The sequence below is a fragment of the Venenivibrio stagnispumantis genome (assembly GCF_900182795.1).
GTDB lineage: Bacteria > Aquificota > Aquificia > Aquificales > Hydrogenothermaceae > Venenivibrio > Venenivibrio stagnispumantis.
In genome coordinates this window covers 65,418-89,261 of sequence record NZ_FXTX01000003.1, presented here as the reverse complement: position 1 = coordinate 89,261, position 23,844 = coordinate 65,418, and the positions used below count along the sequence as shown (strand labels likewise).

Annotated in this window: 23 protein-coding genes and 1 tRNA gene; 14 read left to right on the top strand and 10 right to left on the bottom strand. The window is 30.5% G+C overall.

Features of this window, described 5'->3' with window-relative positions:
* The first annotated feature begins 19 nt into the window (after positions 1-19).
* The 3 genes from QOR43_RS02245 to QOR43_RS02235 are packed head-to-tail and all read left to right on the top strand — an operon-like array spanning position 20 to position 1,860.
* Positions 20-463 (top strand): hypothetical protein, encoded by a 444-nt coding sequence (locus QOR43_RS02245; protein ID WP_265133967.1) that lies wholly within the window; start codon positions 20-22, stop codon positions 461-463.
* Entirely contained in the window at positions 463-1,332 is an 870-nt protein-coding gene (locus QOR43_RS02240; RefSeq protein ID WP_265133966.1) for a tRNA nucleotidyltransferase/poly(A) polymerase-related protein, read from the top strand. The genes QOR43_RS02245 and QOR43_RS02240 overlap by 1 nt, the downstream gene beginning before the upstream one ends.
* On the top strand, positions 1,333-1,860 hold the full coding sequence (locus QOR43_RS02235; RefSeq protein WP_265133965.1) for an HD domain-containing protein: 528 nt from the start codon (positions 1,333-1,335) through the stop codon (positions 1,858-1,860).
* Here the strand turns inward: QOR43_RS02235 and mnmA are convergent.
* The 4 genes from mnmA to QOR43_RS02215 are packed head-to-tail and all read right to left on the bottom strand — an operon-like array spanning position 1,834 to position 6,940.
* On the bottom strand, positions 1,834-2,889 hold the full coding sequence (gene mnmA / locus QOR43_RS02230) for a tRNA 2-thiouridine(34) synthase MnmA (RefSeq protein ID WP_265133964.1): 1,056 nt from the start codon (positions 2,887-2,889) through the stop codon (positions 1,834-1,836). The genes QOR43_RS02235 and mnmA overlap by 27 nt on opposite strands.
* A 1-nt stretch (position 2,890) precedes the next feature.
* Entirely contained in the window at positions 2,891-4,111 is a 1,221-nt protein-coding gene (locus tag QOR43_RS02225) for a type II secretion system F family protein (protein ID WP_265133963.1), read from the bottom strand.
* 14 nt (positions 4,112-4,125) lie between these two features.
* Entirely contained in the window at positions 4,126-5,205 is a 1,080-nt protein-coding gene (locus QOR43_RS02220) for a type IV pilus twitching motility protein PilT (protein WP_283571408.1), read from the bottom strand.
* A gap of 10 nt (positions 5,206-5,215) precedes the next feature.
* Positions 5,216-6,940: a GspE/PulE family protein gene (locus QOR43_RS02215; RefSeq protein WP_265133962.1), complete on the bottom strand. Its 1,725-nt coding sequence runs from the start codon at positions 6,938-6,940 to the stop codon at positions 5,216-5,218.
* Between the two features lie 65 nt (positions 6,941-7,005).
* On the opposite strand from QOR43_RS02215, the gene accC reads away from it, so the two are divergent.
* The 11 genes from accC (at position 7,006) to argB (ending at position 15,391) form a co-directional block, all read left to right on the top strand.
* Positions 7,006-8,361 carry an acetyl-CoA carboxylase biotin carboxylase subunit gene (gene accC / locus QOR43_RS02210; RefSeq protein ID WP_265133961.1) on the top strand — a complete coding sequence of 452 codons (1,356 nt, stop codon included), beginning with the start codon at positions 7,006-7,008 and terminating at the stop codon, positions 8,359-8,361.
* Complete coding sequence (locus QOR43_RS02205) at positions 8,358-8,966, top strand: MBL fold metallo-hydrolase (protein ID WP_265133960.1); 609 nt, start codon at positions 8,358-8,360, stop codon at positions 8,964-8,966. The genes accC and QOR43_RS02205 overlap by 4 nt, the downstream gene beginning before the upstream one ends.
* A gap of 19 nt (positions 8,967-8,985) precedes the next feature.
* Entirely contained in the window at positions 8,986-9,837 is an 852-nt protein-coding gene (locus tag QOR43_RS02200) for a deoxyribonuclease IV (protein WP_265133959.1), read from the top strand.
* Positions 9,814-9,888: transfer RNA gene (locus QOR43_RS02195), tRNA-Arg, on the top strand. Before QOR43_RS02200 ends, QOR43_RS02195 begins: the two co-directional genes overlap by 24 nt.
* Positions 9,889-9,909: 21 nt before the next feature.
* Positions 9,910-10,854, top strand: a complete 945-nt coding sequence (locus QOR43_RS02190) for a polyprenyl synthetase family protein (protein ID WP_265133958.1) — start codon at positions 9,910-9,912, stop codon at positions 10,852-10,854.
* Between the two features lie 16 nt (positions 10,855-10,870).
* Entirely contained in the window at positions 10,871-11,260 is a 390-nt protein-coding gene (gene panD / locus QOR43_RS02185; RefSeq protein WP_265133957.1) for an aspartate 1-decarboxylase, read from the top strand.
* A gap of 76 nt (positions 11,261-11,336) precedes the next feature.
* The gene (locus QOR43_RS02180) at positions 11,337-12,725 is read left to right on the top strand and encodes a lytic transglycosylase domain-containing protein (protein ID WP_265133956.1); all 1,389 of its coding nucleotides are present in this window, start codon (positions 11,337-11,339) and stop codon (positions 12,723-12,725) included.
* Positions 12,726-13,793 carry a flavodoxin-dependent (E)-4-hydroxy-3-methylbut-2-enyl-diphosphate synthase gene (gene ispG, locus QOR43_RS02175; RefSeq protein WP_265133955.1) on the top strand — a complete coding sequence of 356 codons (1,068 nt, stop codon included), beginning with the start codon at positions 12,726-12,728 and terminating at the stop codon, positions 13,791-13,793.
* On the top strand, positions 13,783-14,181 hold the full coding sequence (locus QOR43_RS02170; RefSeq protein WP_265133954.1) for an LAGLIDADG family homing endonuclease: 399 nt from the start codon (positions 13,783-13,785) through the stop codon (positions 14,179-14,181). Before ispG ends, QOR43_RS02170 begins: the two co-directional genes overlap by 11 nt.
* A 140-nt stretch (positions 14,182-14,321) precedes the next feature.
* On the top strand, positions 14,322-14,486 hold the full coding sequence (locus tag QOR43_RS02165; protein ID WP_265133953.1) for a hypothetical protein: 165 nt from the start codon (positions 14,322-14,324) through the stop codon (positions 14,484-14,486).
* A gap of 5 nt (positions 14,487-14,491) precedes the next feature.
* Positions 14,492-15,391: an acetylglutamate kinase gene (gene argB, locus QOR43_RS02160; protein WP_265133952.1), complete on the top strand. Its 900-nt coding sequence runs from the start codon at positions 14,492-14,494 to the stop codon at positions 15,389-15,391.
* On the opposite strand, the gene QOR43_RS02155 is transcribed toward argB, so the two are convergent.
* The 6 genes from QOR43_RS02155 to ftsY all read right to left on the bottom strand — a co-directional run bounded on the left by QOR43_RS02155 (position 15,386) and on the right by ftsY (position 23,746).
* Complete coding sequence (locus tag QOR43_RS02155) at positions 15,386-16,393, bottom strand: YeiH family protein (protein WP_265133951.1); 1,008 nt, start codon at positions 16,391-16,393, stop codon at positions 15,386-15,388. The genes argB and QOR43_RS02155 overlap by 6 nt on opposite strands.
* 313 nt (positions 16,394-16,706) lie before the next feature.
* On the bottom strand, positions 16,707-18,080 hold the full coding sequence (locus tag QOR43_RS02150) for a nucleotide sugar dehydrogenase (RefSeq protein WP_265133950.1): 1,374 nt from the start codon (positions 18,078-18,080) through the stop codon (positions 16,707-16,709).
* Positions 18,081-18,095: 15 nt separating this feature from the next.
* Positions 18,096-19,154: a dual-specificity RNA methyltransferase RlmN gene (gene rlmN / locus QOR43_RS02145; RefSeq protein WP_265133949.1), complete on the bottom strand. Its 1,059-nt coding sequence runs from the start codon at positions 19,152-19,154 to the stop codon at positions 18,096-18,098.
* Between the two features lie 31 nt (positions 19,155-19,185).
* Positions 19,186-20,430 (bottom strand): tryptophan synthase subunit beta, encoded by a 1,245-nt coding sequence (gene trpB / locus QOR43_RS02140; RefSeq protein ID WP_265133948.1) that lies wholly within the window; start codon positions 20,428-20,430, stop codon positions 19,186-19,188.
* Positions 20,427-22,790, bottom strand: a complete 2,364-nt coding sequence (locus QOR43_RS02135; protein ID WP_265133947.1) for a penicillin-binding protein 1A — start codon at positions 22,788-22,790, stop codon at positions 20,427-20,429. The genes trpB and QOR43_RS02135 overlap by 4 nt, the downstream gene beginning before the upstream one ends.
* A gap of 53 nt (positions 22,791-22,843) precedes the next feature.
* On the bottom strand, positions 22,844-23,746 hold the full coding sequence (gene ftsY, locus QOR43_RS02130; protein WP_265133946.1) for a signal recognition particle-docking protein FtsY: 903 nt from the start codon (positions 23,744-23,746) through the stop codon (positions 22,844-22,846).
* Positions 23,747-23,844: the final 98 nt, after the last annotated feature.

The window sequence follows — 23,844 nt, the reverse complement described above, 5'->3', positions numbered from 1 at the left end:
AAATTTAGAGGTAAGCCAAATGTTTGATGAAAAAGATTTAATGAAAAATCCATTTCAAACAAATAAAAAATTTCAAGAAAATATGATGGATTTAATGAAGGAAGAGTCAGAATTTGAAAGAATAGTCAAACTCCTTACAATACCTGCTAAAAGTGGCATATATCTTTCAAAAATAGATATAAAAAGGATAGGTTATACAATAGGCGTTGATGTGCCTGTTAGGGAAAGAAGGGAAATGCTTAAAGATATATTTTATTACAGTAAGCAGATGAATGCTATGGAAACATTCCTTGATAATTTAAAAAAATTTGTAGAAGATAAAATATACCAATATAGAGAACTTTCAGAAAGTTTTCCTAAAACTGCAAATATTATTCAAGAATGGATAAATAAAGCTGAAAATTTAATAAGATTAATAGAAAGAATGAAAAATGAACTAAAAACCCTCGGAAATATATATTGATGCTTAGCTTCCAAGGATTTCTACAAAAAATTTTTAATAAGGAAAAGTTACCGGAATTTAAAATAAGATATATTCACGGGCTTTTATTTTATAATAGCTATTTTGATAGTGTATATAAAGCCCTTGGAAAAGATACTATCTGTTTTATTGTTGGTGGCTGGGTAAGGGATAGATTAATAAATAGAAAAATTACAAATAAAGTAGATATAGATTTTATAGTTACCACAGACCCTTTTGATATAGTAAAAAAGCTTAAAAGTTTAATCGGTGGAGATATTTTTCAATTTGAAAAAGAAAAAAAGGTGGCAACAATATTATTCAGTGAAGGAGATATAAAATATAGATTTGATTTTTCTTATCTTGAAATTCCGGATATAAAAGATTTTGAAGAAAGGGAAAAGATAATCGTAGAAAAATTATATGAAGATTTATTATCAAGAGATTTTACAATAAATGCTATGGCAGTTAATTTTGATGATACTGTATCTCTTGGTGTATCCCAAACATTATTATTTGACCCTTCAAATGGCTATGAAGATTTAAATAAAGAGTTAATAAAACCTGTTTCTATTGAAAATATAAAAAAAGACCCTGTTAGAATATTAAGAGCTTACAGATTAGCTCAGGAACTTAATTTTAATATTGATAAAGATTTTGAAAAATGGATTGAAAAAAATGCTTCTATCCTTCAAAACTCACCTCAAGAAAGGATAAGAGAAGAGATATTAAAAATTTTTGAAAATGATGGCACAGCAGAAACCCTTAAAAAACTGATTGAAAATAAAATAATAAAAAGTAGTTTAAAAGATAAAAATATTTTTGAAGATATGAAAGAATTAGAAAATCTACTCAAAAATTGTGAAAATTAAATGAAAAACAAAGATTGTTTAATAAACATAGAATATAAACAAAACTTTCTTACCGGATTTAATGAAAAACCATTGATAAAATTATCTTTATTTCTCCTATCTAATACAGATGAAATACAGATTCTAAAAAATTTAAATCTTGGAGAAAAAGCTGAAAAATTTTGCATCAATCTGATAAACGGATTTAAACAGCTTGAAAAGGTATATAAAGGAGAAAACGCAGTTAATTTTTTCTTTTATAGATATAAAGAATACAAAGATTATATTTTTCTACTTTTCTTGGTAAAATACAAAGATACAGATTTTATAAAAAAAATAGATGATTATTATGAAAATTTATACAAAAAAGAAATTATAGAAGAACCTCTTTTAACCGGAGAAGAAATTATAAAACTTTTAAATATAAAACCTTCACCTCTTGTAGGAAAAATAAAAAAAGAGCTTGAGGAAAAGCAGATTGAAGGTATTATAAAAACAAAAGAAGAAGCCATTAAATTTATTTTAAATAATTACTCCACCGGCAAGTAATATATCATTATCATAAACTGCAAGTATTTGACCTTTTGCGAATTTTGGCTGTTTTTCTTCAAAAAATACGGTTAATATACCATCTTTATATTCAAAATCTTTTACAGGAACCGGTTTTTGTTTATATCTTCCCTGAACAGATATTTTTTCCCACTTATCCGGCTCTACAAAGAGATTAAGACTTTTTGCAGAAACTCTATCTGTTAATAAATAATCTATCTCTCCTACAATAACCCTGTTGTTTATTTTATCTTTTTCTATAACATATAAAGGCTTTTTCCATGCTACTCCAAGACCTCTTCTTTGTCCTATGGTATAGTTTATAATGCCATTATGCTTTCCAAGAACTTTTCCGGAGATATGAACTATCTCTCCTTCCTCAAATTCTGAAAGCTGATTTTCGTACATATATTCTGCCGGAGTTTTTCCTGCTGTAAAACATATTTCAAAACTATCACTTTTTTGAGAAACAGGAAGTTTATATTTTTTTGCAATCTCCCTTATCTCTTCTTTTGTAAAATCTCCTATTGGAAACATAATATAATCTAAAATCTCTTTTTCCAGCAGAGCTAAAAAATAAGATTGGTCTTTTTGTGTATCTTTTCCTCTTTTTATAATTTTTCCATATTTTGGATTTTCTTCTATTTTTGCATAATGACCGGTTGCAAGATAATTAAAACCGAGATTTTTTATAAATTTAGCTAATCCACCGGTTTTTACTTCCCTATTGCATACACAGCAAGGATTTGGAGTTAATGCATTTTTATAATCTTCTATAAAAGGTTTTATAACTTTTTTATTGAAAAAATCTTCCCAGATAAAAACATAATGGGGAATACCAAGATAATTTGCTACATTTTTTGCATCTAAAATATCTTTATCACTACAACATACCTGTATATCTATATTACAGCTATCAACAGAAGAAAGTTTTAATGTTATTCCTACAACATCATATCCTTTTTCTTTAAGGAGAAGGGCAGTAACACTACTGTCCACTCCTCCACTCATTGCCACAGCTATTTTCATTTTACTTAATAAGCTCTCCCATTTTAAAGATTGGTAAATATAAAGCTATTAAGATTAATCCTACTATACCACCTATAACAACCATTAAAAGTGGCTCTATTAAAGATATTAGTGCATCTACTTCTCTATCTATCTCATCTTCATAAAAAGAAGCTATTGTATCAAGCATTTCATCTATTCTACCTGTGCTTTCACCTACACTAACCATAGCAATAAACATAAGCGGAAATAATTTTTTATCAAGGGATTTTGATATTTCTTTACCCTCTTCAATATCAGTTTTTGTTTTTTGAAGTGATTCTTCTATTATTACATTTCCGGTAACTTTTGCAGAGATTTCTATTGCCCTTGTTATCGGCACTCCACCAGTTATTAAAGTTGCTAATGTTCTTGCAAATTTTGCCAATGCTCCTTTATGAAAAATTTTACCAAGTAAAGGTAGTTTTAAGAACAACCTATGATAAAATCTTTTTCCTTGCTCTGTTTTATAAAAATATGAGTTTAGCAAGAAAAATAATATTATAAAACCAATAATATATAAAATACTATTTTTTAAAGCATTACTGATATTTATTAAAATCTGGGTTGGTGCAGGAAGCTCTCCACCAAAACTTTCATAGATTTGTGCAAATGTAGGTACAACAAATGTTAATAATCCGGTAACAATAATAGTAGCAATAACAACAACAGCTGTAGGATACCAAGAAGCACTTTTTATTTTTCTTTTAATTGCAGCTATTTTTTCATAATAAGTTGTAGCTCTTTGTAATACTATATCTAATTTCCCTGATTCTTCCGCTGCTGCAACAAGATTTATAAGAAATTCCGGAAATACCTTTTTATGTTTTTCCATTGCTTTTGCTAAAGATGTTCCTGCAAGTACATCATCTGTTACTTTTTTTAATGTTTCTGATAATGTTTTGTTAGGAAGTTGCTCCGATAATATTTCTAATGCCTGTGCTATACCTATACCTGCATTTATCATTGCACCAAGTTGTCTTGTAAAGATAGCCAAATCTGTTTCCTTTACTTTTCCTTTAAAAATAGGTAATGATATCTCTTTTTTCTCTTTTACTTTTTCCTTTTCTTTTTCCGCAAATATTTTTATATCTTGTAAACCGGAAGTTGCTAATTGTTCTTCTGCTACTATTATTGAATCTGCCTCAATTATTCCTTGTTTTTTTATACCGTATATATCCCTTGCTTCATATCTAAATCTCATTTTCACCGCTCCATTTATGTTATTTTAAGCATTCTTTTTAATTCGGCTACATCAGGTGAAATTCTTAATGCATCTTCTAATGTTATCAATCCTTGTTGGATAGCTTTGTATAATGATTGATTCATTGTTTGCATACCGGTTTCTGCCTGTCCTGTCTGCATAAGCCCATAAATTTGATGTATCTTATTTTCTCTTATTAAACTTCTAATAGCCGTATTTGGAATTAATACTTCATGGATTAAAATTCTTCCACCTCCTATTTTAGGTAATAATCTCTGTGAAATCACTCCTTGCAATACAAAACTAAGTTCTGTTCTTATTTGGTCTTGCTCTTCCATAGGAAAAACATTTATTATTCTGTTTATTGTTTGGACTGCAGTATTTGTATGTAATGTTCCAAAAACAAGGTGTCCTGTTTCTGCTGCAGTTAAAGCAGCTCTTATTGTTTCCAAATCCCTCATCTCACCAACAAGTATAACATCCGGATCTTCCCTTAAAGCATATTTTAATGCATTTGCAAAAGAATCTGTATCTGTTCCTACCTCTCTTTGGGCTACAACAGATTTCTTATGTTGATAAATATATTCAATAGGGTCTTCTATGGTTATAATATGGTGAGGAAAATTTGTATTTATATAATCAATCATAGATGCCAAGGTAGTAGTTTTACCGGAACCTGTTGGACCTGTTACAAGAACTAAACCCATACTGAGATGACACAAATCCTTTACTTTCGGTATCAATCCAAGTTCTTCCATTGGTTTAATTTCATAAGGAATTCTTCTGAGTGCTGCTGCTACAGTTCCTCTTTGATAAAATACATTAACCCTAAATCTTCCTATACCTTTAATACCAAAAGAAAAATCAAGTTCCTTCTTCTCTTCAAAAGTTCTCCTTTGTTTTTCATTCATAAATGAATAAATAAATTGTTGCACATCTCTTGGAGTAAAGGGTGGATATTGAGTAAGTGGTACTAATTTACCATCAACCCTTATTACAGGTGGTAATCCTGCTGTTAAATGAATATCAGATGCTTTTTTGTTTAATGCTTCCCTTGCTATTTCATCTATAGCTGGCATTTTAAACTCTTCCATCTTAACCCTCCTATTTCATTAATACTCTTTCTATTTCGGCAATATCTGTTATTCCTTTCTTAAATTTTATAAGTCCATCCTGATACAATGTTCTCATACCTTTTTTTATTGCTATTTCTTTTATTTGGTCAGATGTTGCTCCCTGATTTATTGCTTTTTTTATCTCATCATCAAGCCATAAAATTTCATGGACGGCAGTTCTTCCTTTGTATCCTGTATGATTGCATTTAGGACATCCTTGTGGATTATGCTTAAAAAATGTTCCGGTTTCTATATCTTCATCTGATAAACCAAATCCTTTTAAAGCATGTTTATCATAATCAATAGGCATTTTGCATTCATTACATAATTTTCTTATTAATCTTTGTGCTATTATTAGATTTACTGTTGTAGAAACCAAAAATTTATCTACTCCAATATCTATCAATCTGATAATAGATGATGGTGCATCATTTGTGTGTAATGTAGAAAAAACAAGGTGTCCGGTTAATGCTGCTTTTATAGCTATCTCTGCTGTTTCTCCATCTCTTATCTCCCCTACAAGAATAATATCAGGGTCTTGTCTTAAAAATGCTCTTAAAACGGTTGCAAATGTTAATCCTATCTGTTCCTTTACCTGAACCTGATTAATACCCGGTATAGAAACTTCTACCGGGTCTTCTGCCGTTGATATATTTACATCTTCTTTATTTCTTTCCATAAGAGCAGAATAAAGTGTGGTAGTTTTACCTGAACCTGTTGGTCCTGTTACAAGAACCATGCCCCACGGGCTATATATACCTTTTCTGACAATAACCAAATCGTCCTCTTCAAATCCAAGATTTTCCAATTTAACATTTAGATAACTTTCTGCATCTTGAAGTCTCATAACTATTTTTTCACCATAAACTGTAGGGACAGTAGACATACGAAGGTCAACTTTTTTTCCGGCAATAATTACCCTAATTCTTCCATCTTGGGGTAATCTTTTTTCCGATATATCAAGTTTTGCCATTATTTTATATCTTGCTACCAATGAATCCTTAATAGCAGTAGGAAGTTTTCTTACTGTTCTTAAAATTCCATCAATTCTATATCTTACTCTTAATTCTTTCTCAAAAGGCTCAATATGAATATCTGATGCTCCTTTATTATAAGCCTCTTCTATCAAGCCATAAGATAATTTAATTATAGGTGCTTCTTCTGCTTCTTTTGATATCTTAGATAAATCTACTTCTTCTATAATTTCTTCTTCTGCCACATTCTCACCAAATTCTAAATCCTCCAAAACCGATGCTGCCGGCATCATTGTAGAAACTTCTTTTAATAACTCTTCTATCTCAGATAAAGTTGCCACGTATATATTTAAACTTTTTATTCCTATAAACTTAAGATAATTTATAACTTCTTTATCTAATGGGTTTAGCATTACTATTGTTAATGAATTGTTTTCCGGATTATATGAGATAGGGACAAATTTTTCTTTATTTAGGGAACTAAAAGAAAGCTGTTCTAAAATCTCTTTTGGTATGTTTATCTGTAAATCTTTTGTAAATGGTTTAAAATTAAAATGTTTCACAAAAAAGTTCTTTATATCTTGCTCATTTGCAATACCTTCTTTAATCAAATAAACAAGAATATCTGTAAAATCATTTTCTAACTCTTTTATTTTTGAATTTCCCCTTACTTTTTCAACCGGAACTATTCCTAAATCTACCAATTTTCGAAGTATAAATAATTTTCTTTGTTGTTCCACAGATTAATCCTCTATTTATATTTTTGTAATATAATTATTATATAAAAATTTTTTGAGGGAAAAAGTTGTTGAAAAATATTAAAAGAGTATTGATTGCCAATAGAGGAGAAATTGCTGTAAGAGCTATTAGAGCACTGAAAGAGCTTGGAGTAGAATCTGTTGCTGTTTATTCAACTGCCGATAAAAATAGTATTCATAAAGATTTAGCAGATATTGCTATATGCATAGGAGATGCTCCATCTTCAAAAAGTTATTTGAATATTCCTGCAATATTATCAGCAATTGAGCTAACCGGAGCAGATGCTGTCTATCCTGGATATGGATTTTTAGCAGAAAATTATACATTTGCTTCTATTTGTGAAAAAAGTAATATAAAATTTGTAGGGCCTTCTTCATCTGCCCTTAAACTAACCGGAGATAAAGCTTTAGCAAGAAAAGCAGCAGAAGAAGCCGGTGTCCCTACAATTCCGGGAAGTCCTCCTGTGGAAACAATAGAAGAAGCTCTTGAAGTTGCATCAAAGATAGGATATCCGGTTTTGATAAAGGCTGCTGCCGGTGGTGGTGGCAGAGGTATGAGAGTAGCCCATAATCAGCAAGAGCTTGTAAAACTCCTTCCAATAGCTCAAAAAGAGGCAGAAGCTGCATTTTCAGATAAAAGGGTATATATAGAAAAATTCATATTAAATCCAAAACATATAGAAATACAGATACTTGCAGATAATTTTGGAAATGTAATATATTTGGGTGAAAGGGATTGTTCTATCCAGAGAAGACATCAAAAATTAGTTGAAGAAGCACCTTCTATTTTTATTGATGAAGAGATAAGAAAATCCATGGGAGAAGCTGCTGTTAGATTTGCAAAACATATAGGATTTACCGGTGCAGGCACTGTAGAATTTATTGTTGATAAGGATAAAAATTTTTATTTTATAGAGATGAACGGTAGAATACAGGTAGAACATCCTGTATCAGAATTGGTAACCGGTATAGATATTGTTTCTTGGCAATTTAAAATTGCAGATGGTCAAAAATTAAATATAAAACAAGAAGATATTAAATTAAACGGACATGCTATTGAATTTAGAATAAATGCAGAAGATTCTGAAAAATTTACACCAAATCCGGGAACCATAGAAAAGTTATACATTCCCGGTGGATATGGTGTAAGGATTGATACCCATATTTACCAAGGATACACAATCCCACCATATTATGACTCTCTCGTAGCAAAGTTGATAGTATGGGGAAAAAATAGAGAAGAAGCAATAAAAAGAGGAAAAAGAGCCCTTGAGGAGTTTATATTAGAAGGAATAAAAACAACTATTCCATTTCATCTTAAAATATTAAATGATAAAGAATTTTTAAAAGGAACATACACCACAACCCATGTTGATAGAAACTATCTTGGAATAAAAGAATGATAAAAGTATTAACAGTTGGAAATTTAGCAGAAAATTGCATAATTGTAATTGATGAATTAAGTAAAGAATGTGCTATTGTTGACCCGGGAGCAGAAGGAGAAAAAATATTAAAAGCAGTTGAAGGTTTAAATCCGGTAGCCATTATAAATACACACGGTCATATAGACCATACAGGGCAAGTAGGATATATTAAAAATAGATTAAACATTCCTTTTTATATGAATAGGAAAGATGAATTTTTATTAAATAATGAGTTGTTTACCGGTTTATCTTTTATTTTAAATGCCGTAGAATGCCCACCACCAGATTTTGATTTAAAAGAAGGTGATGAAATAAAAATCGGCAATATATTATTAAATGTTATAGAAACGCCGGGACACACTCCCGGAAGTGTTTGTTTTTTTAATAAAAAGAATAAGATTGTAATATCAGGAGATACACTTTTTAGAGATAGCATAGGAAGAACAGATTTGCCAGGTGGGAATAGCAAACAGATGGAACTTTCTTTACAAAAACTTATGAATTTGCCTGAAGATACGGTGGTATATCCGGGACACGGAGAAAAAACCACCATAGGAAGAGAAAAAAATACAATCCGTTTATAACAGGAAGGTTTAAGCTAAAATGGTTAGAATAGGAGTTCATGTATCATCATCAAAATCAATAGATTTAGTTTTTGACAGAGCTAAAAGTTTAGAAGCAACGACAGCCCAATTTTTTGTCCGCTCCCCAAGAGCTTGGAAATGGACAGAAAGGTCAGCTCAGGAAAAAGAAGCATTCAGAAAGAAAAAATATATGCCGGTAGTAGTTCATGCTTCTTATTTATTCAATCTTGCATCAGATGATGAAGAATTAAGAAAAAAATCTATACAGGGAGTTATTGAAGAATTAGAGCTTTGTGAAGAGCTTGGTATAGAGTACTATGTTATTCATGCCGGCAAAACAAAAGGAAGACCTGAAAAAGAAGGCATACAAATGGTAATAAAAGCTATGGAAGAAATATTTAGCAATGTTAAATTAAAAAATACAACATTTTTATATGAAACCCTTGCAGGACAGAAAGGAGAGCTTGGAAAAACTACGGAAGAAATATATCAGATGATGGAGCCATTTTTAAAAGAAAAAATAGGAGTTTGCCTTGATACCTGCCATTTGTTTGCAGCCGGCTACAAAATAGATGAAGATAAAGGCTTTTATAACTATAAAAAAGAGTTAGATAAGATAATAGGATTAGAATATGTAAAAGTGATACATACAAATGATTCAAAAGTGCCTTTTAACTCTCATAAAGATAGACATGAAAGCATAGGAAAAGGATTTATAAATATGAGATGCTTTAAGCTATTTTTACAAGATGATTATTTTTCAAAATGTTTATTTGTGCTTGAAACTCCAGATGAAAGTCTGTATAAACAGGAAATAAAATTACTTAAAGATATTGCTGAAAAATCTGCGTCCGTAGCTCAACGTGGATAGAGCATTGGCTTCCGGAGCCAAAGGTTGCAGGTTCAAATCCTGCCGGACGCATATAAATAGCAGGAGAGGTTAATGATTAAAATTATTGAAGAAGAGCTTAGAAAATATTTAAATCCGGATGTAAAACTTATTTTAGAAGTTGGTAATTATATATTTGATGGTGGTGGAAAAAGAATTAGACCTTATCTTGTTTTAACATTTTCTAAATTATTTAAAGGAGAAAATGAAAAAAGAGATTTTCCACTTGCTGTTGCAATGGAATATCTACATACAGCTTCCCTTTTACATGATGATGTTGTAGATATGGCAGACACAAGAAGAGGAAAACCATCTGCAAATAAAGTATTCGGAAATGATGTTGTTGTACTTGTAGGTGATTATATGTATGCAGATGCTTTATATCTATTTTCAATTTACGGTGATATTGATATGATAAGAAATGTATCAGATGCTGTTAAAAAAATGGCAGAAGGTCAGCTCTTAGAACTTAAAAAAATTGGAGATTTAGATATAACAGAAGAAGAATATTTTAAGATATTAACTGGAAAAACGGCAGCACTTTTTGCAAGCTGTTGCTATGTAGGAGCAAAACTGGGAGAAGCAGAAGAAAAACAGCTTTTGTCGGCTTACAATTACGGACTTTATCTTGGTCTTGCTTTTCAGATAGTAGATGATATTTTAGATTATACAGCAGATAAAAACAAAGTAGGCAAACCTGTTTGTAATGATATAAAAGAAGGGAAAATCACTTATCCTTTGCTTTCTATTATGGATAAATTGACAGAAGAAGAATTTAATTTAATTAAAAAAGTTGTAAGAAGTATAAATGGTGTAAATGAAGAGGATATTTTAAAAATAAAAGAGATTGTTATAAAATATGGAGGAATAGAAAAATCAATAAATAAAGCAAAAGAATTAATAAATAAAGCCTTAAAAGAGCTTGAAAATTTTCCGGAAAATGATTATCTTAAAGAACTAAAAAATCTTGCAAAATTTGTAGTAGAAAGAGAATTTTAAAAAGGAGATACGGCAAATGGTAAGAACATTGCTTAAATCTAAAATACATAGAATAAAAATAACCGGTGCAGATTTACATTATGAAGGAAGCTTAACCCTTGATGAAGCTATAATGGAAGCTGCAAATCTTGTCCCTTTTGAAAAAATAGAAATATACAATGTAAATAATGGAAATAGATTTTCAACTTATGTTATTCCCGGTGTAAGATACGGTGGAGAATGCATATTAAATGGTGCTGCTGCAAGACTTGGACATTATGGAGATATTATAATAATTGCTTCCTATGCTCAAGTTTCAGATAAAGAGTTATCTAATTTTCATATAGATTTAGTCTATATAGACGAAAAAGACAATACAATAAAAGAACACAAAAAAGTAAAAGCTATATCAAATGTTGAAGTTTAGTTAGTTTTCTTTCAATGCTCTAAAGTTTATACAGATTTTTCCGAAAGGAAAGTAGTAAAGAAGAGGCTAAGGTAAAATGAAAAAAAAATATATTTTTTTATACATATCTGCTCTTGTTTTAACATCTTGTAGTGTCGCCGTAAAAGATGTTCCAAAAAAGCAAACGAAGATAGAAAAAAAACCATCTTTGCCTGAAAAAGTTATAACTTATAAACCGGAAAGAAAAGAAATAATAGTAAAAAACAAACCAAACATAGAGCTTGAAGAAAAACAGATTTTACAGAAAGAAGCAAACTCTCTAAACATACCTATTCCTGAAGATGAAGATATCCAAAAATTCATTTATGAATATGCAGTTAATAAAAAGAAATTTACAGAAGTAGCATTAAGAAGAGCTAATTATTTCTTGCCTTTAGTAAAAGATATATTTTCAAAATATAATATACCTGAAGAACTTTCATATTTAGCAGTTGTAGAAAGTGGATATAATCCTTATGCTACTTCTATATCAGGTGCAGCCGGAATATGGCAATTTATACCATCTACTGCAAAAAGATACGGTCTTAGAATAGATGATTATGTAGATGAAAGAAGAGACCCTGTTAAAAGCACCATAGCAGCAGCTAAATATCTACAATATCTATATAACTATTTTGGAAGATGGGATTTAGCTATTGCTGCTTATAACTGCGGTGAAAAATGTATATCAACTAAATTATCCACAGAAAAATATAAATTTACTGACATAAAATATGATTTGCCTGACCAAACAAGAGAATATGTTCCAAGATTCTTTGCATTACTTTTAATTGCTCAAAATCCTGAAAAATATGGATTAGATATAGCCGGAAATAAATATGAAATAATAACAGAAATAGCAGATAGAGAAATAACCTTAGATGAAATAGCAAAAAAATACAAAATAGATTACGAAGTTTTAAAATTTTATAATGCCCATCTTAAAAAAGAGATAGCCTTAGATGGAGTAAATATTAATATACCAAAATTGATGCTGGCAGAATTTGACAAAAGATATATATACATTCCAAAATATAACAATACCCAGATAGTCAAAGAAAATAAAAACCAGCAAAAGCAACCTATACAGCTTGTAAGCTACTCAAAAGATTATAAACAGCATATAGTAAAGGAAGGAGAAACTTTATATAGAATATCTAAGATTTATAATGTAGATATTGAGGAATTAAAAAAAGTAAATAATCTAACGGATAATAATATCTCCGTCGGTATGGTTCTTAAAATACCTATCAATTCAGAACAAAAAATTTCAAATATTGTGTTTAAAGAAAACAAAAAATATATAACCCATATAGTAAAAGAAGGAGAAACCCTATACAGAATATCTAAAATGTATAATACAGATATTGAAGAAATAAAAAAATTAAATAACTTATCTGATAATACAATCTCTGTAGGCCAGGTGCTAAAAATACCGGAGAGTTAAATGATAAAAAGAAGAAAAACAAGAGCCGTATATGTTGGTAATGTAAAAATAGGTGATGATGCACCTATTGTTGTCCAATCAATGACAGACACAAAAACCCACGATATAGAAGCCACATTATCACAAATATATAGATTATCAAAAGCCGGTTGTGAAATAATAAGAGTAGCAGTTCCTACAGAAAAAGATGCAGAAGCTTTACCCGAAATAACAAAAAACTCACCTATTCCGGTAATTGCAGATATACATTTTAGTCCGAGAATAGCCTTTAAAGCCCTTGAAAGTGGAATATCCGGTATAAGATTAAACCCAGGAAATATTAATGATAAAGGAAAGATAAAAGAAATAATAGAAGAATGTAAAAAAAGAAATATAGCAATAAGAATTGGTGTTAATTCCGGTTCTTTAGAAGAAAGATTATTACAAAAATATGGGTATCCTTCGGCAGAGGCTCTTGCAGAAAGTGCTTTATATTGGTCTGAATTTTTTGAGTCCGTAGGATTTTATAATTTCAAAGTATCGATAAAAGGCTCTGATGTTTTACAAAATATAGAAGCAAATAAAATCTTTGCAGAAAAAACAGATATACCACTTCATATAGGTATAACAGAGGCAGGACCTGCCGGCAGAGGTTCTATAAAATCTGCGGTAGGAATAGGAATATTACTTTATCTTGGTATAGGAGATACAATCAGAGTATCTTTGACAGCTGACCCGGAAGAAGAAATAGAAACAGCTTATAATATTTTACAATCTCTTGGTCTTAGAAGAAAAGGTATAGAGATTATATCCTGTCCTACCTGTGGTAGAATAGAAGTAAATCTTCCGGACATAGTTTATAAAGTAGAACAAAGTTTAAAAGGAAAAGATTTGCCTATAAAAGTAGCGATTATGGGTTGCGTGGTAAATGCGATAGGAGAAGCAAAAGAAGCAGATATAGGACTTGCTTGTGGAAATAAATCAGCAATTTTATTTAAAAAAGGTGAGCCAATAAGAAGAGTTTTAGAAGAGGATATGGTAAAAGAGCTATTAAAAGAGATAGAAGAAATGGAGAAAAATGGAGAGTAATATAAATCCTTCTTATATTGCCGGTCTTTTTGAATCAACCGGAAATTTATCCATAAAAAAAGATAAAAGAACAAAAAGCTCTTATTATATTCATTTAGTATTAAAATCCAAAACAGAAAATAATCTAAAATCTATAAAAGAACAGTTTGGCGGAAAATTAATAAAAATTAATAACAGATATAATCTAATTTTATCCCATAGGAAAGCTTATAATCTTTTAAATTTTATAAAAGATTTTTTGATTGATAGAAAGGAAGAAGTTGAAATTGCCTTAAAATTATATCAAAATAGATTTAACAGAAAATATGAACCGGAAAGAAAAAAATTAATTTTAAAAGAATTCTTACAAAAAACTGTTGATAAACCGAAAATAGCAAAAGAGGAATAATATGGTAGAAAAAGATTTTAATATTAGAGGAATAGCTGTTGATGTTATCTCTTCCGAGTGGGAAGAAGAAGATACTATTACAAAAACACCGATTATTTTAAAAAAAAATATCTAAAAGAAAAGGTGGATTTACTTTATTTATGCAGGCACCAACACAAGAGCTTGAATGGTATTTTTCAAACGGATTAATAAATATTATTGTAGAAGGAAATATTATAAAAATAGAGCATGAAGATGGATTATATTGGGTAGAAATAGCATATAATAAAGAAGTTTTAGAATTTTTAGAAGAATTTATGAGGTAAATAAAATGGAAAAAGCATTGGAAAAAGCAAAAATTTTAATGGAAGCATTACCTTTTATAAGAACATTTAGAGGAAAAACATTTGTTATAAAATACGGCGGAAATGCTATGGAAAAAGCAGATTTAAAAGAAGCCTTTGCACAGGATATTATAATGCTTAAATATATAGGAATAAATCCTGTAATCGTCCACGGAGGAGGTCCCCAAATAGGGCAATATCTAAAAAAAATGGGTTTAGAATCAAAATTTGTAGGTGGATTGAGGGTTACCGATAAAGAAACAATGGATGTTGTTGAGATGGTTTTAGGTGGTCTTGTCAATAAAGCCATAGTTCAGATGATAAATAAATATTCCGGTGGACATATTAAAGCTGTAGGTATTACAGGTAAAGATGCAGAGCTTATAAAAGCAAAAAAGTTAGATGCAGATGAATATTTTAAAACAATGGGAGATTTTAGACCAACTGAACTTCTTGATTTAGGGCATGTTGGAGAAGTTGTTAAAGTAAATCCGGATATAATAAGACATCTTGATGAAGATAATTATATACCGGTTATTGCACCTATTGGATTTGATGATGAAGGAAATGCATATAATATAAATGCAGATTTTGTAGCATCTGCAATAGCCGGAGCTTTACAGGCAGAAAAAGTAATATTTTTAACCGATATAGAAGGATTAAAAGATGAAAATGGAAATACTATCTCATCTATAAATGTAGAAAAAATTAATCAGATGATAGAAAAAGGTATCATCAAAGGTGGGATGATACCGAAGGTAAAAGCTTGTATCCAAGCTCTTGAGCAAGGTGTAAAAAAAGCTCATATATTAGATGGAAGGGTTATCCATTGTGTTTTACTTGAAATATTCACCCAATCCGGTATAGGCACCGAAATAACCTTATAAAATAGAGTGAACAACTTTAACAACAATAATTCCACCTATAAATAGATATAAGAATACAATAAATGCTGCAAAGATAGGTTTCATACCTACACCTTTCATTTTATTTATATTAGTTTCTAATCCCATTGCAACCATTGCTACCGTAAGCAAAAATGTATCTATTGTGTTTAATATATTTACAACATCTTTTGGTATTATATTAAGAGAGTTTAATCCTACTACAGCTATAAATCCAAATACAAACCAAGGAATAGGAATTTCTCTTAAATTTACTCCATGGGTAGAATGTTTCATAGCAAAATAAAAACTTAAAACTAATAAAAGTGGTGCAAGCATCATAACCCTTGTAAGTTTTACAATAGTTGCAGTATTTCCTGCCATTTCAGATATAGTAAATGATGCTGCTACAACCTGAGCAACTTCATGAACTGTTGCTCCTGTAAATATTCCGTATCTAATATCATCAAAATCAAGAAGTAAACCGGCTTTATAAACAACAGGATATAAAAACATAGAAATTGTCCCAAAAATAGTGACTGTTGCTACAGCCATAGCCGCATGATGAAGTTCAGATTTAACAATAGGAGCAGTAGCAAGCACAGCAGATGCTCCACATATTGAACTACCGGAAGCAATTAGATAACTCATCTTATCATCAAGACCAAAAAATCTTTTAGAAACCCAAACACCAAGAATAAAAGTAGAAATAAGCATAAAACTATCTACAATTAAACCTTCTAAACCTACATCTATAACATTTTGAAATGTTAATCTAAATCCAAGAAGTATAATAGCCAATCTTAATATTCTCTTTAATGAAAAAGTAATCCCCGGTTTAAGTATATCCGGCATTTTAAAGATATTTCCGATAGCTACACCAATCAATATAGCAATAATCAAAGGACTAAAATTAACTGTATTTTTTATAATAGGCAGTCCTGATAAAAACATAGAAATCAATGCCAAAACAGATGTAAAAATAATACCTCCTAAATATTGCAAAGATTTTCCTCCTAAAAATTTATTTATACATTTTATTATTTTTTTAGATTTAAAAAATTTTAAAATTTAAATAGGTCTATTGAGAAAATTTATAAAAGAGGGAGCTTTTGCTCCCATTCCAAATCTGCCATTACAGTTTGCATATTTTATACTTATAAACCCGTTCTAAAACCTTTATTAATATTTAAATCCTTCTCTTATGATTTTTTTCATAACTATCTGAAAAAAGAGGTTTTTTGTATAATAATTTTTTTTCTCACACACAATTCGGGTTATAATTATATTTGAAAAGCTTTTAATTTCACTCTAACCATTAAAAATGCTTTAAAGGTGGTTTGCCGAGAGGATAAACATTAAAGCCTATTTCAAATAATTTTTTATGGTCAAGTATATTTCTACCATCAAATATAAATGCCGGTTTTCTCATTAGAGAATATATTTTTTCATAATCTAAATTTTTGAATAAATCCCATTCTGTTATAACAGCTATGGCATCTGCATCTTTTACGGCTTCATAAGGGTCTTCTGTATAATAAATTTCTCCTTCTACACCTTCTAAATCTTTTTTGGCATTTTCAAGGGCTTTTGGGTCTGTTATAGATAAAATTGCTCTTTCTTCAACTAATTTTTTAGCTATTGTGATAGCTGCACTTTCCCTTGTATCATTTGTATTGGCTTTAAATGCAAAACCAAATAATGCAATTTTTTTGCCGGAAAGCGTATTAAACATCTCTTCCAATATTCTTAAGACAAATCTATTTTTCTGATATTCATTTATCTCAACTATTTTTAGCCAATAATCTGCAACTTCATCAAGTCCGTAATATTTGCAGATATATGTTAAATTTAATATATCCTTTTTAAAACAAGAACCACCAAAACCTACACTTGGCTTTAAAAATTTATTACCTATTCTGCTATCTGTCCCTACTGCATAAGCAATTTCTTCTATATCGGCTCCTGTTATCTCACAGAGAGGTGTTAATGCATTTATTGATGATATTCTTTGGGCTAAAAATGCATTTGCAGCAAGTTTTGCAAGCTCACTACTCCATATATTTGATGTAATTATCTTTTCCCTTGGCACCCAATTTTCATAAATTTTGACTATTTCCTCCCTTGCTTTTATACCGGAAGGAGTTTCCCTTGAACCTATTAAAACCCTATCCGGATATAATAAATCATTTATAGCTGTCCCTTCTGCTAAAAATTCCGGATTTGAAATTACTTCAAATTTGTATTTATCGGAAGTAGATAATATTCTTTCTATTGCTTCTGCTGTTTTTACCGGCACTGTGCTTTTTTCTACAACGATTTTATCAGAATTTGCATATTTTAATATATCCCTTGCAGATTTTTCCCAATATTTTAAATCTGCTGCCATTCCGGCACCTACACCATATTCTTTTGTAGGTGTATTGACACTAACAAATATTATCTGAGCTTCCTTTATAGCAGACTCTACATCTGTTGAAAAAAATAGATTTTTTTCTCTTACTTGCTTCACTATCTCATCTAATCCCGGTTCATATACAGGTAAATTATCAGAGTTCCATCTATCTATTCTTTCTTTATTTATATCTACTACAATTACTTTATATTGAGGACATTTATAGGCAATAACTGCCATTGTAGGACCACCAACATATCCGGCACCTATACAGGCTATAACTTTTTCAAACTCCATAAAAGCATCTCCTTTTTATACAGGATTTATCTGTAATAAATCTTTTTTTCTTAGTTGCCCGCAAGCAGCGGATATATCCCTTCCCTTACTCCATCTTATAAATGTAGCTATATTATTATCCCATAAAACCTTTTCAAATGCCAATATTCTTTCTTCTTCCGGTCTTTCAAACTCAGAAAGAGGATAAGGGTTAAATGGTATAAGATTTACTTTAAATCTATTTCTATCTTTTTTGATTAATTTTACAAGATTTTTTGCATCTTCTATTGTATCATTTACTCCTTTTATAAGGACATATTCTAAGGTTATTCTCCAACCGGGTTTTAATGGTATCTCTCTTAATGTTTTTATTAATTCTTCTAATCTGTTTGTTTGGGATATTGGCATTAAAAACTCTCTTTTTGATTGGGTAGGAGCATTTAAGGATACAGCAAGCTTTACATGAGGAAATTCTTTATCTTCATACATCTTTTTTATTTGTGCTATTATCCCACTGGAAGAGATTGTTATTTTTCTATTTGATAAACCAACCATTCTTTTATCTGTAAATATCTGAACGGATTTTTTTGTATTTTCATAATTTGCAAGAGGCTCTCCCATTCCCATATACACAATATTAGATATTCTTTCTTCATTTCCTACGAATCTTTGAACCTGAATATACTGCTCAACTATCTCATTTGTTTCAAGATTTCTTATTAATCCATCTTTTGTTGTAAAGCAAAATTTACATCCTACTGCACAACCAACCTGCGTAGATACACATAATGTTTTATGGTCTTTTTCATTGATAAGCACGGTTTCTACGGTGTTTTTATCTTTTAGCTCCCATAAAAATTTTATACTACCATCTATTTTAGATTGTTCCCAATATAACAGCTTTAAAGAGTTTATTTCACAATTTTCTTTTAAAAAATTTCTCAAATTTTTACTTAAATCTGTCATTAAATCAAAAGAATCTACTTTTTTAATATAAAGCCATTTGGCTATCTGCACAGCTCTAAATTTTTCAAATCCATTATTTATAAGATAATTTTCCAATTGCTGAAAATTAAAATCTTTTAAATTTACCATATAGCTCAACCTTTTTTAAAAATTTTTTTCTTTAAAATTTATATTTAGTTTTTAGATTATCAATGATTTTTTCATATAATCCTTTTTCTGTATCAAGGAGATTTTTTATAGAAGCCACATCTTTATCTCCTCTACCGGATAGATTTATAATAACTATCTGATTTTTATCAAGTTTTTGGGCTATTTCTACTGCTTTTATAACTGCGTGGGAGCTTTCAAGTGCCGGAATTATCCCTTCTGTTTGGGATAATAGGAAAAATCCTTGCAGGGCTTCTTCATCTGTTGCAGTAGTATATTCTACCCTTTTAATATCATGTAGGAATGAATGTTCTGGACCAACTCCGGGATAATCCAAACCGGCAGAGATAGAATGGGTGCTTTCTATCTGTCCCCATTTATCCTGAATAAAATAACTTTTCATACCGTGTAATACTCCAATGCTACCACCATTTATACTTGCTGCATGCATACCGGTCTCAATTCCATATCCTCCTGCTTCTACACCGATAAGTTTAACATCTTCATCTTCTATAAATGGATAAAATATTCCTATTGCATTGCTACCACCACCTACACAGGCAACTATATAATCCGGAAGTTTTCCTTCTACTTCAATAATTTGCTGTTTTGTTTCCTGCCCTATAACAGATTGAAAATCTCTAACAATCATCGGAAATGGATGTGGTCCAAGGGCTGAACCGATTATATAATGGGTTGTTCTTACATTTGTCACCCAATCTCTCAAAGCTTCATTTACTGCATCTTTTAATGTCCTACTTCCAGATTTTACTATTCTTACATCTGCACCAAGTAATTTCATTCTAAATACATTTAGTGCCTGTCTTTCTGCATCTTCTTCTCCCATATATATGGTGCATTCAAGCCCAAATAATGCCGCAGCTGTAGCAGTTGAAACACCATGCTGTCCTGCACCTGTCTCTGCTATTACTCTCTTTTTACCAAGTTTTTTTGTAAGTAATACCTGTCCAAGTGTATTATTTATTTTATGAGCTCCTGTATGTAATAAATCTTCTCTTTTAAGATATATTTTTGCTCCACCGACAGCTTTTGTTAATCTATCTGCATAATATAATATTGTGGGTCTTCCTGCATACTCTCTCATATAATAAAGAAGCTCCCTTTGAAAATCTCCATCTTTTTTTATATTTTCATACTGTTTTTCAAGTTCTTCCAATGCAGGTATTAATGTTTCAGGTAAAAATTTACCACCATATATTCCAAAATATCCTTTGCTATCCGGATAATTATATTTCATTGTTTTTCTCCTTCTTTTATCAAATTTAATATATCTTTTGCAGATGGTATTTTTTCTTCTGCTTTATTTTCAGGAGATTGTGTTTGTTCCGGTGGTGGTTGTTGCTCAGGTTGTTCTGTTTGCTGTTGTTCAGGTTGTTGTTCTGATGGTTGCTGTGTAGGAGCAAATACCTTAGATAAATCTACCGGATTTCCTTCACAATCTACTGTAGGATATGTTCCTTCTACAAATGCCATATATTTTTTAGGGCAGTTATTAACAGATATAGTTCTTGTAATAGGGTCTATAGGAATATAAACAACACCATCCGGTTTAGAAAATTCTTTTACTCCACCATTTCTATTAGCATAAGCCATAATATCCATCCATAGAGGTAAAGCTGCTACGGCTCCTGCCATTCCTTTTCCTATGGGTTTTCTTCTATCATATCCTACCCATACAACTGTTGTTAAATCAGGGTCAAATCCTGCAAACCATGCATCTGCATAATCATTTGTTGTTCCTGTTTTTCCGGCTACAGGGAAAGGAAGAGAAGCAGCTCTTGTAGCAGTCCCTTCCGTCACTACAGCCCTAAGTAAATCTAACATTACTCCAGTTTCAGGTTTTGGAAGCACATCCATGCATTCTTCTTTATCTTCAAACACAACTTTTCCTTCAGGGTCTATAACTTTCTTTATAAAAAATGGTTTGCATCTTGTTCCCTCATTTCCAAATGTTGCAAACGCCGTTGCAAGCTCTATCGGAGAAACTTCTATAGAACCAAGGGCAAGAGAATAAAATTTAGGTAATCTTGAAGTTATACCAACCCTTTGAGCCACATCAAGAACAGGGTCAAAATCTATCTGGGATAGAAGATATACGGTAGCAGCATTTAAACTCTGGGCAAGGGCAGTTCTTAACAATACAGTTCCTCTATATTGCCCATCATAGTTAGAAGGTATCCATTCTTTATTTTGGCTATAATCCCAAAATGATATAGGTTCATCTTTTAATAAAGATATTTGGGTATATCCTTTTAATAACGCGGCCATATATATAATAGGTTTAAATGCAGAACCGGGTTGTCTCTTGCTTTGGAATACTCTATTAAATTGAGATTTATAAATAGAGTATCCACCAACAATTGCTTTTATTTTTCCGGTATGGGAATCTATTGAAACTACTGCACCTTCTAAAAATGGCACAAACTCAAAACTGTTCTCGTTTTTATATCTTACGAATATTGGCATTCCTACCTTTGCATTTTTTAAATTTCCGTTAAATATAACACTACCTTCCACATCTTTTATTTTAAATTTAATTACTTTTCCTTTTATCTCTGATATAATTGCTATATATATCTTATCCTGTATCATTATAGAATCTTGATTTTCATATCTTTCTTTTAACTGATTAATTTCATCTTCTGTAAGCTTAGGAAAGCCGACTTGAAGTTGTAGTTCTTCTAATTTTTTCTGTATTCTGTTTGTGGCATAGATTTGTAAATCTTTATCTAAGGTTGTGTATACTTTATAACCGCCTTTGTATAAAACATCATCTCCAAATTTATCTACAAGCCATTGTCTTACCATTTCTGTAGCATAATCATTATAACCATCAGATTTATAATTTTTAGCAAGTTTTATAGGTTTTTCTGCACATTCTTTATATTCTTCTTCTGTTATATAACCTTCCTCAAGCATATTTTGTAATACTATAAGTTGTCTTTTTTTTGCAGCTTCCGGATTTTTATATGGGTCATAATAAGAAGGTGCTTTTGGAAGTCCTGCAAGAACTGCCGCTTCACAAACATCAAGTTCCCATACATTTTTATTAAAATAAGTTTGTGCAGCAGATTGAACGCCATAACTTCCATGCCCTAAGTATATCTGATTTAGATACATTTCTAATATCTTATCTTTGCTATAATATCTATTTAGTTTTATTGCAAGCACAAACTCCTTAATTTTTCTGGATAAACTTCTTTCCGGTGTTAAAAATAGATTTTTTACAAGTTGTTGCGATATGGTGCTACCACCGGCTACAACTCTACCTGAGAATAGATTTTTTACAAAAGCTCTGGCTATTCCAAATATATCTACTCCCGGATTTGTATAAAAAGATTTATCCTCGGCTGCTATAAATGCTTTTTTAACTATATCTGGCACTTTACTAAGTGGAACATACTGCCTTTTTTGTATATATAGCTCGGCAAACAATTTTCCATTATCATCAAATATCTGGGTAGATTGCATTGGTTTCCAATGTTCAAGCTGCCGAACATCCGGTAAATCTCTAAGATTAAAAACAACAAAAGCAGTGAAAAAAGTAAAAAATATAGCAAAGAATATACCAAGATAAACTAAAATTTTTTTATTCAAATAAAAAATCTCCCTTTCTTAATAATTTCAAGTATTTAATATTATACCAAAGGTTAATCAAATAAAGCATTTACAAAATTCTTAGGGTCAAATGGTTGTAAATCTTCTATATCTTCCCCAACACCTATAAATTTAATAGGTATTTTTAATTCCTGACAAATTGGAATAATAGCACCGCCTTTTGCAGTCCCATCAAGTTTTGTAATTATAATGCCGGTTATATCTACTGCTTCTTTAAATGTTTTTGCCTGATTTATTGAGTTTTGACCTATTGTTCCATCAAGAACAAGTAAAGTTTCGCATGGTTGATTTGGTGAAAATTTCTGTATTGTTCTTTTTATCTTTTGTAGTTCTTTGATTAAATTTTCTTTTGTATGTAATCTTCCGGCTGTATCAACAATAACAATATCTTCCTGTCTACTTTTTGCACTATTAATTGCATCAAATACAACGGCAGAAGGATCTGCCCCTTGAGAATGTTTAACTAATCTCGCCCCTGCACGATTAGCCCATACCTCAAGCTGTTCTATAGCAGCTGCCCTAAATGTATCTGCTGCTGCCAAAACAATAGATTTTCCTTCTTTTTTTAATAAAGATGCTAATTTACCCACAGTTGTTGTTTTACCACTTCCATTTATGCCTAAAAATAGTATAACATCCGGTTTTTCTCCTTTAAGATTAAGCTCTCCTTTACAACCGGATAATATCTCTATTAATTTTTCTTTCAGTAATGATTTTAAATCTTCTCCTTCTGTTATACCCCTTTTTTTGCTTTCTTCCCTTAAAAATTTCATTATTTCTTGAGTAGCTTTGACTCCAACATCAGCTTTTAATAAAGCAGTTTCTATCTCTTCAAATAAAGCTTCATCTATCTTTCTTCTAAAAGAAATTTTCATTAATTGTGCTTTTGTTTTTTCAACACCTTTTTTTATCTTCTCATATAAAGATTTAAACATTCTTTTACCTCTAAATATTATGAAATTTTGTTATATTATAAGGATTTTAATCTATTAATGCAAGAAATATTAAATCTAAATCTTTGAATCAAATATAA

Coding starts and splice junctions, on each gene's coding strand:
- QOR43_RS02225 (WP_265133963.1), bottom strand. CDS start 4,111: ATGAGATTTAGATATGAAGCAAGGGATATATACGGTATAAAAAAACAA.
- rlmN (WP_265133949.1), bottom strand. CDS start 19,154: ATGGTAAATTTAAAAGATTTTAATTTTCAGCAATTGGAAAATTATCTT.
- QOR43_RS02200 (WP_265133959.1), top strand. CDS start 8,986: ATGGTTAGAATAGGAGTTCATGTATCATCATCAAAATCAATAGATTTA.
- QOR43_RS02180 (WP_265133956.1), top strand. CDS start 11,337: ATGAAAAAAAAATATATTTTTTTATACATATCTGCTCTTGTTTTAACA.
- argB (WP_265133952.1), top strand. CDS start 14,492: ATGGAAAAAGCATTGGAAAAAGCAAAAATTTTAATGGAAGCATTACCT.
- trpB (WP_265133948.1), bottom strand. CDS start 20,430: ATGAAATATAATTATCCGGATAGCAAAGGATATTTTGGAATATATGGT.
- QOR43_RS02150 (WP_265133950.1), bottom strand. CDS start 18,080: ATGGAGTTTGAAAAAGTTATAGCCTGTATAGGTGCCGGATATGTTGGT.
- QOR43_RS02240 (WP_265133966.1), top strand. CDS start 463: ATGCTTAGCTTCCAAGGATTTCTACAAAAAATTTTTAATAAGGAAAAG.
- ftsY (WP_265133946.1), bottom strand. CDS start 23,746: ATGTTTAAATCTTTATATGAGAAGATAAAAAAAGGTGTTGAAAAAACA.
- QOR43_RS02170 (WP_265133954.1), top strand. CDS start 13,783: ATGGAGAGTAATATAAATCCTTCTTATATTGCCGGTCTTTTTGAATCA.
- mnmA (WP_265133964.1), bottom strand. CDS start 2,889: ATGAAAATAGCTGTGGCAATGAGTGGAGGAGTGGACAGTAGTGTTACT.
- QOR43_RS02220 (WP_283571408.1), bottom strand. CDS start 5,205: ATGGAAGAGTTTAAAATGCCAGCTATAGATGAAATAGCAAGGGAAGCA.
- QOR43_RS02190 (WP_265133958.1), top strand. CDS start 9,910: ATGATTAAAATTATTGAAGAAGAGCTTAGAAAATATTTAAATCCGGAT.
- QOR43_RS02235 (WP_265133965.1), top strand. CDS start 1,333: ATGAAAAACAAAGATTGTTTAATAAACATAGAATATAAACAAAACTTT.
- ispG (WP_265133955.1), top strand. CDS start 12,726: ATGATAAAAAGAAGAAAAACAAGAGCCGTATATGTTGGTAATGTAAAA.
- panD (WP_265133957.1), top strand. CDS start 10,871: ATGGTAAGAACATTGCTTAAATCTAAAATACATAGAATAAAAATAACC.
- QOR43_RS02165 (WP_265133953.1), top strand. CDS start 14,322: ATGCAGGCACCAACACAAGAGCTTGAATGGTATTTTTCAAACGGATTA.
- QOR43_RS02205 (WP_265133960.1), top strand. CDS start 8,358: ATGATAAAAGTATTAACAGTTGGAAATTTAGCAGAAAATTGCATAATT.
- QOR43_RS02245 (WP_265133967.1), top strand. CDS start 20: ATGTTTGATGAAAAAGATTTAATGAAAAATCCATTTCAAACAAATAAA.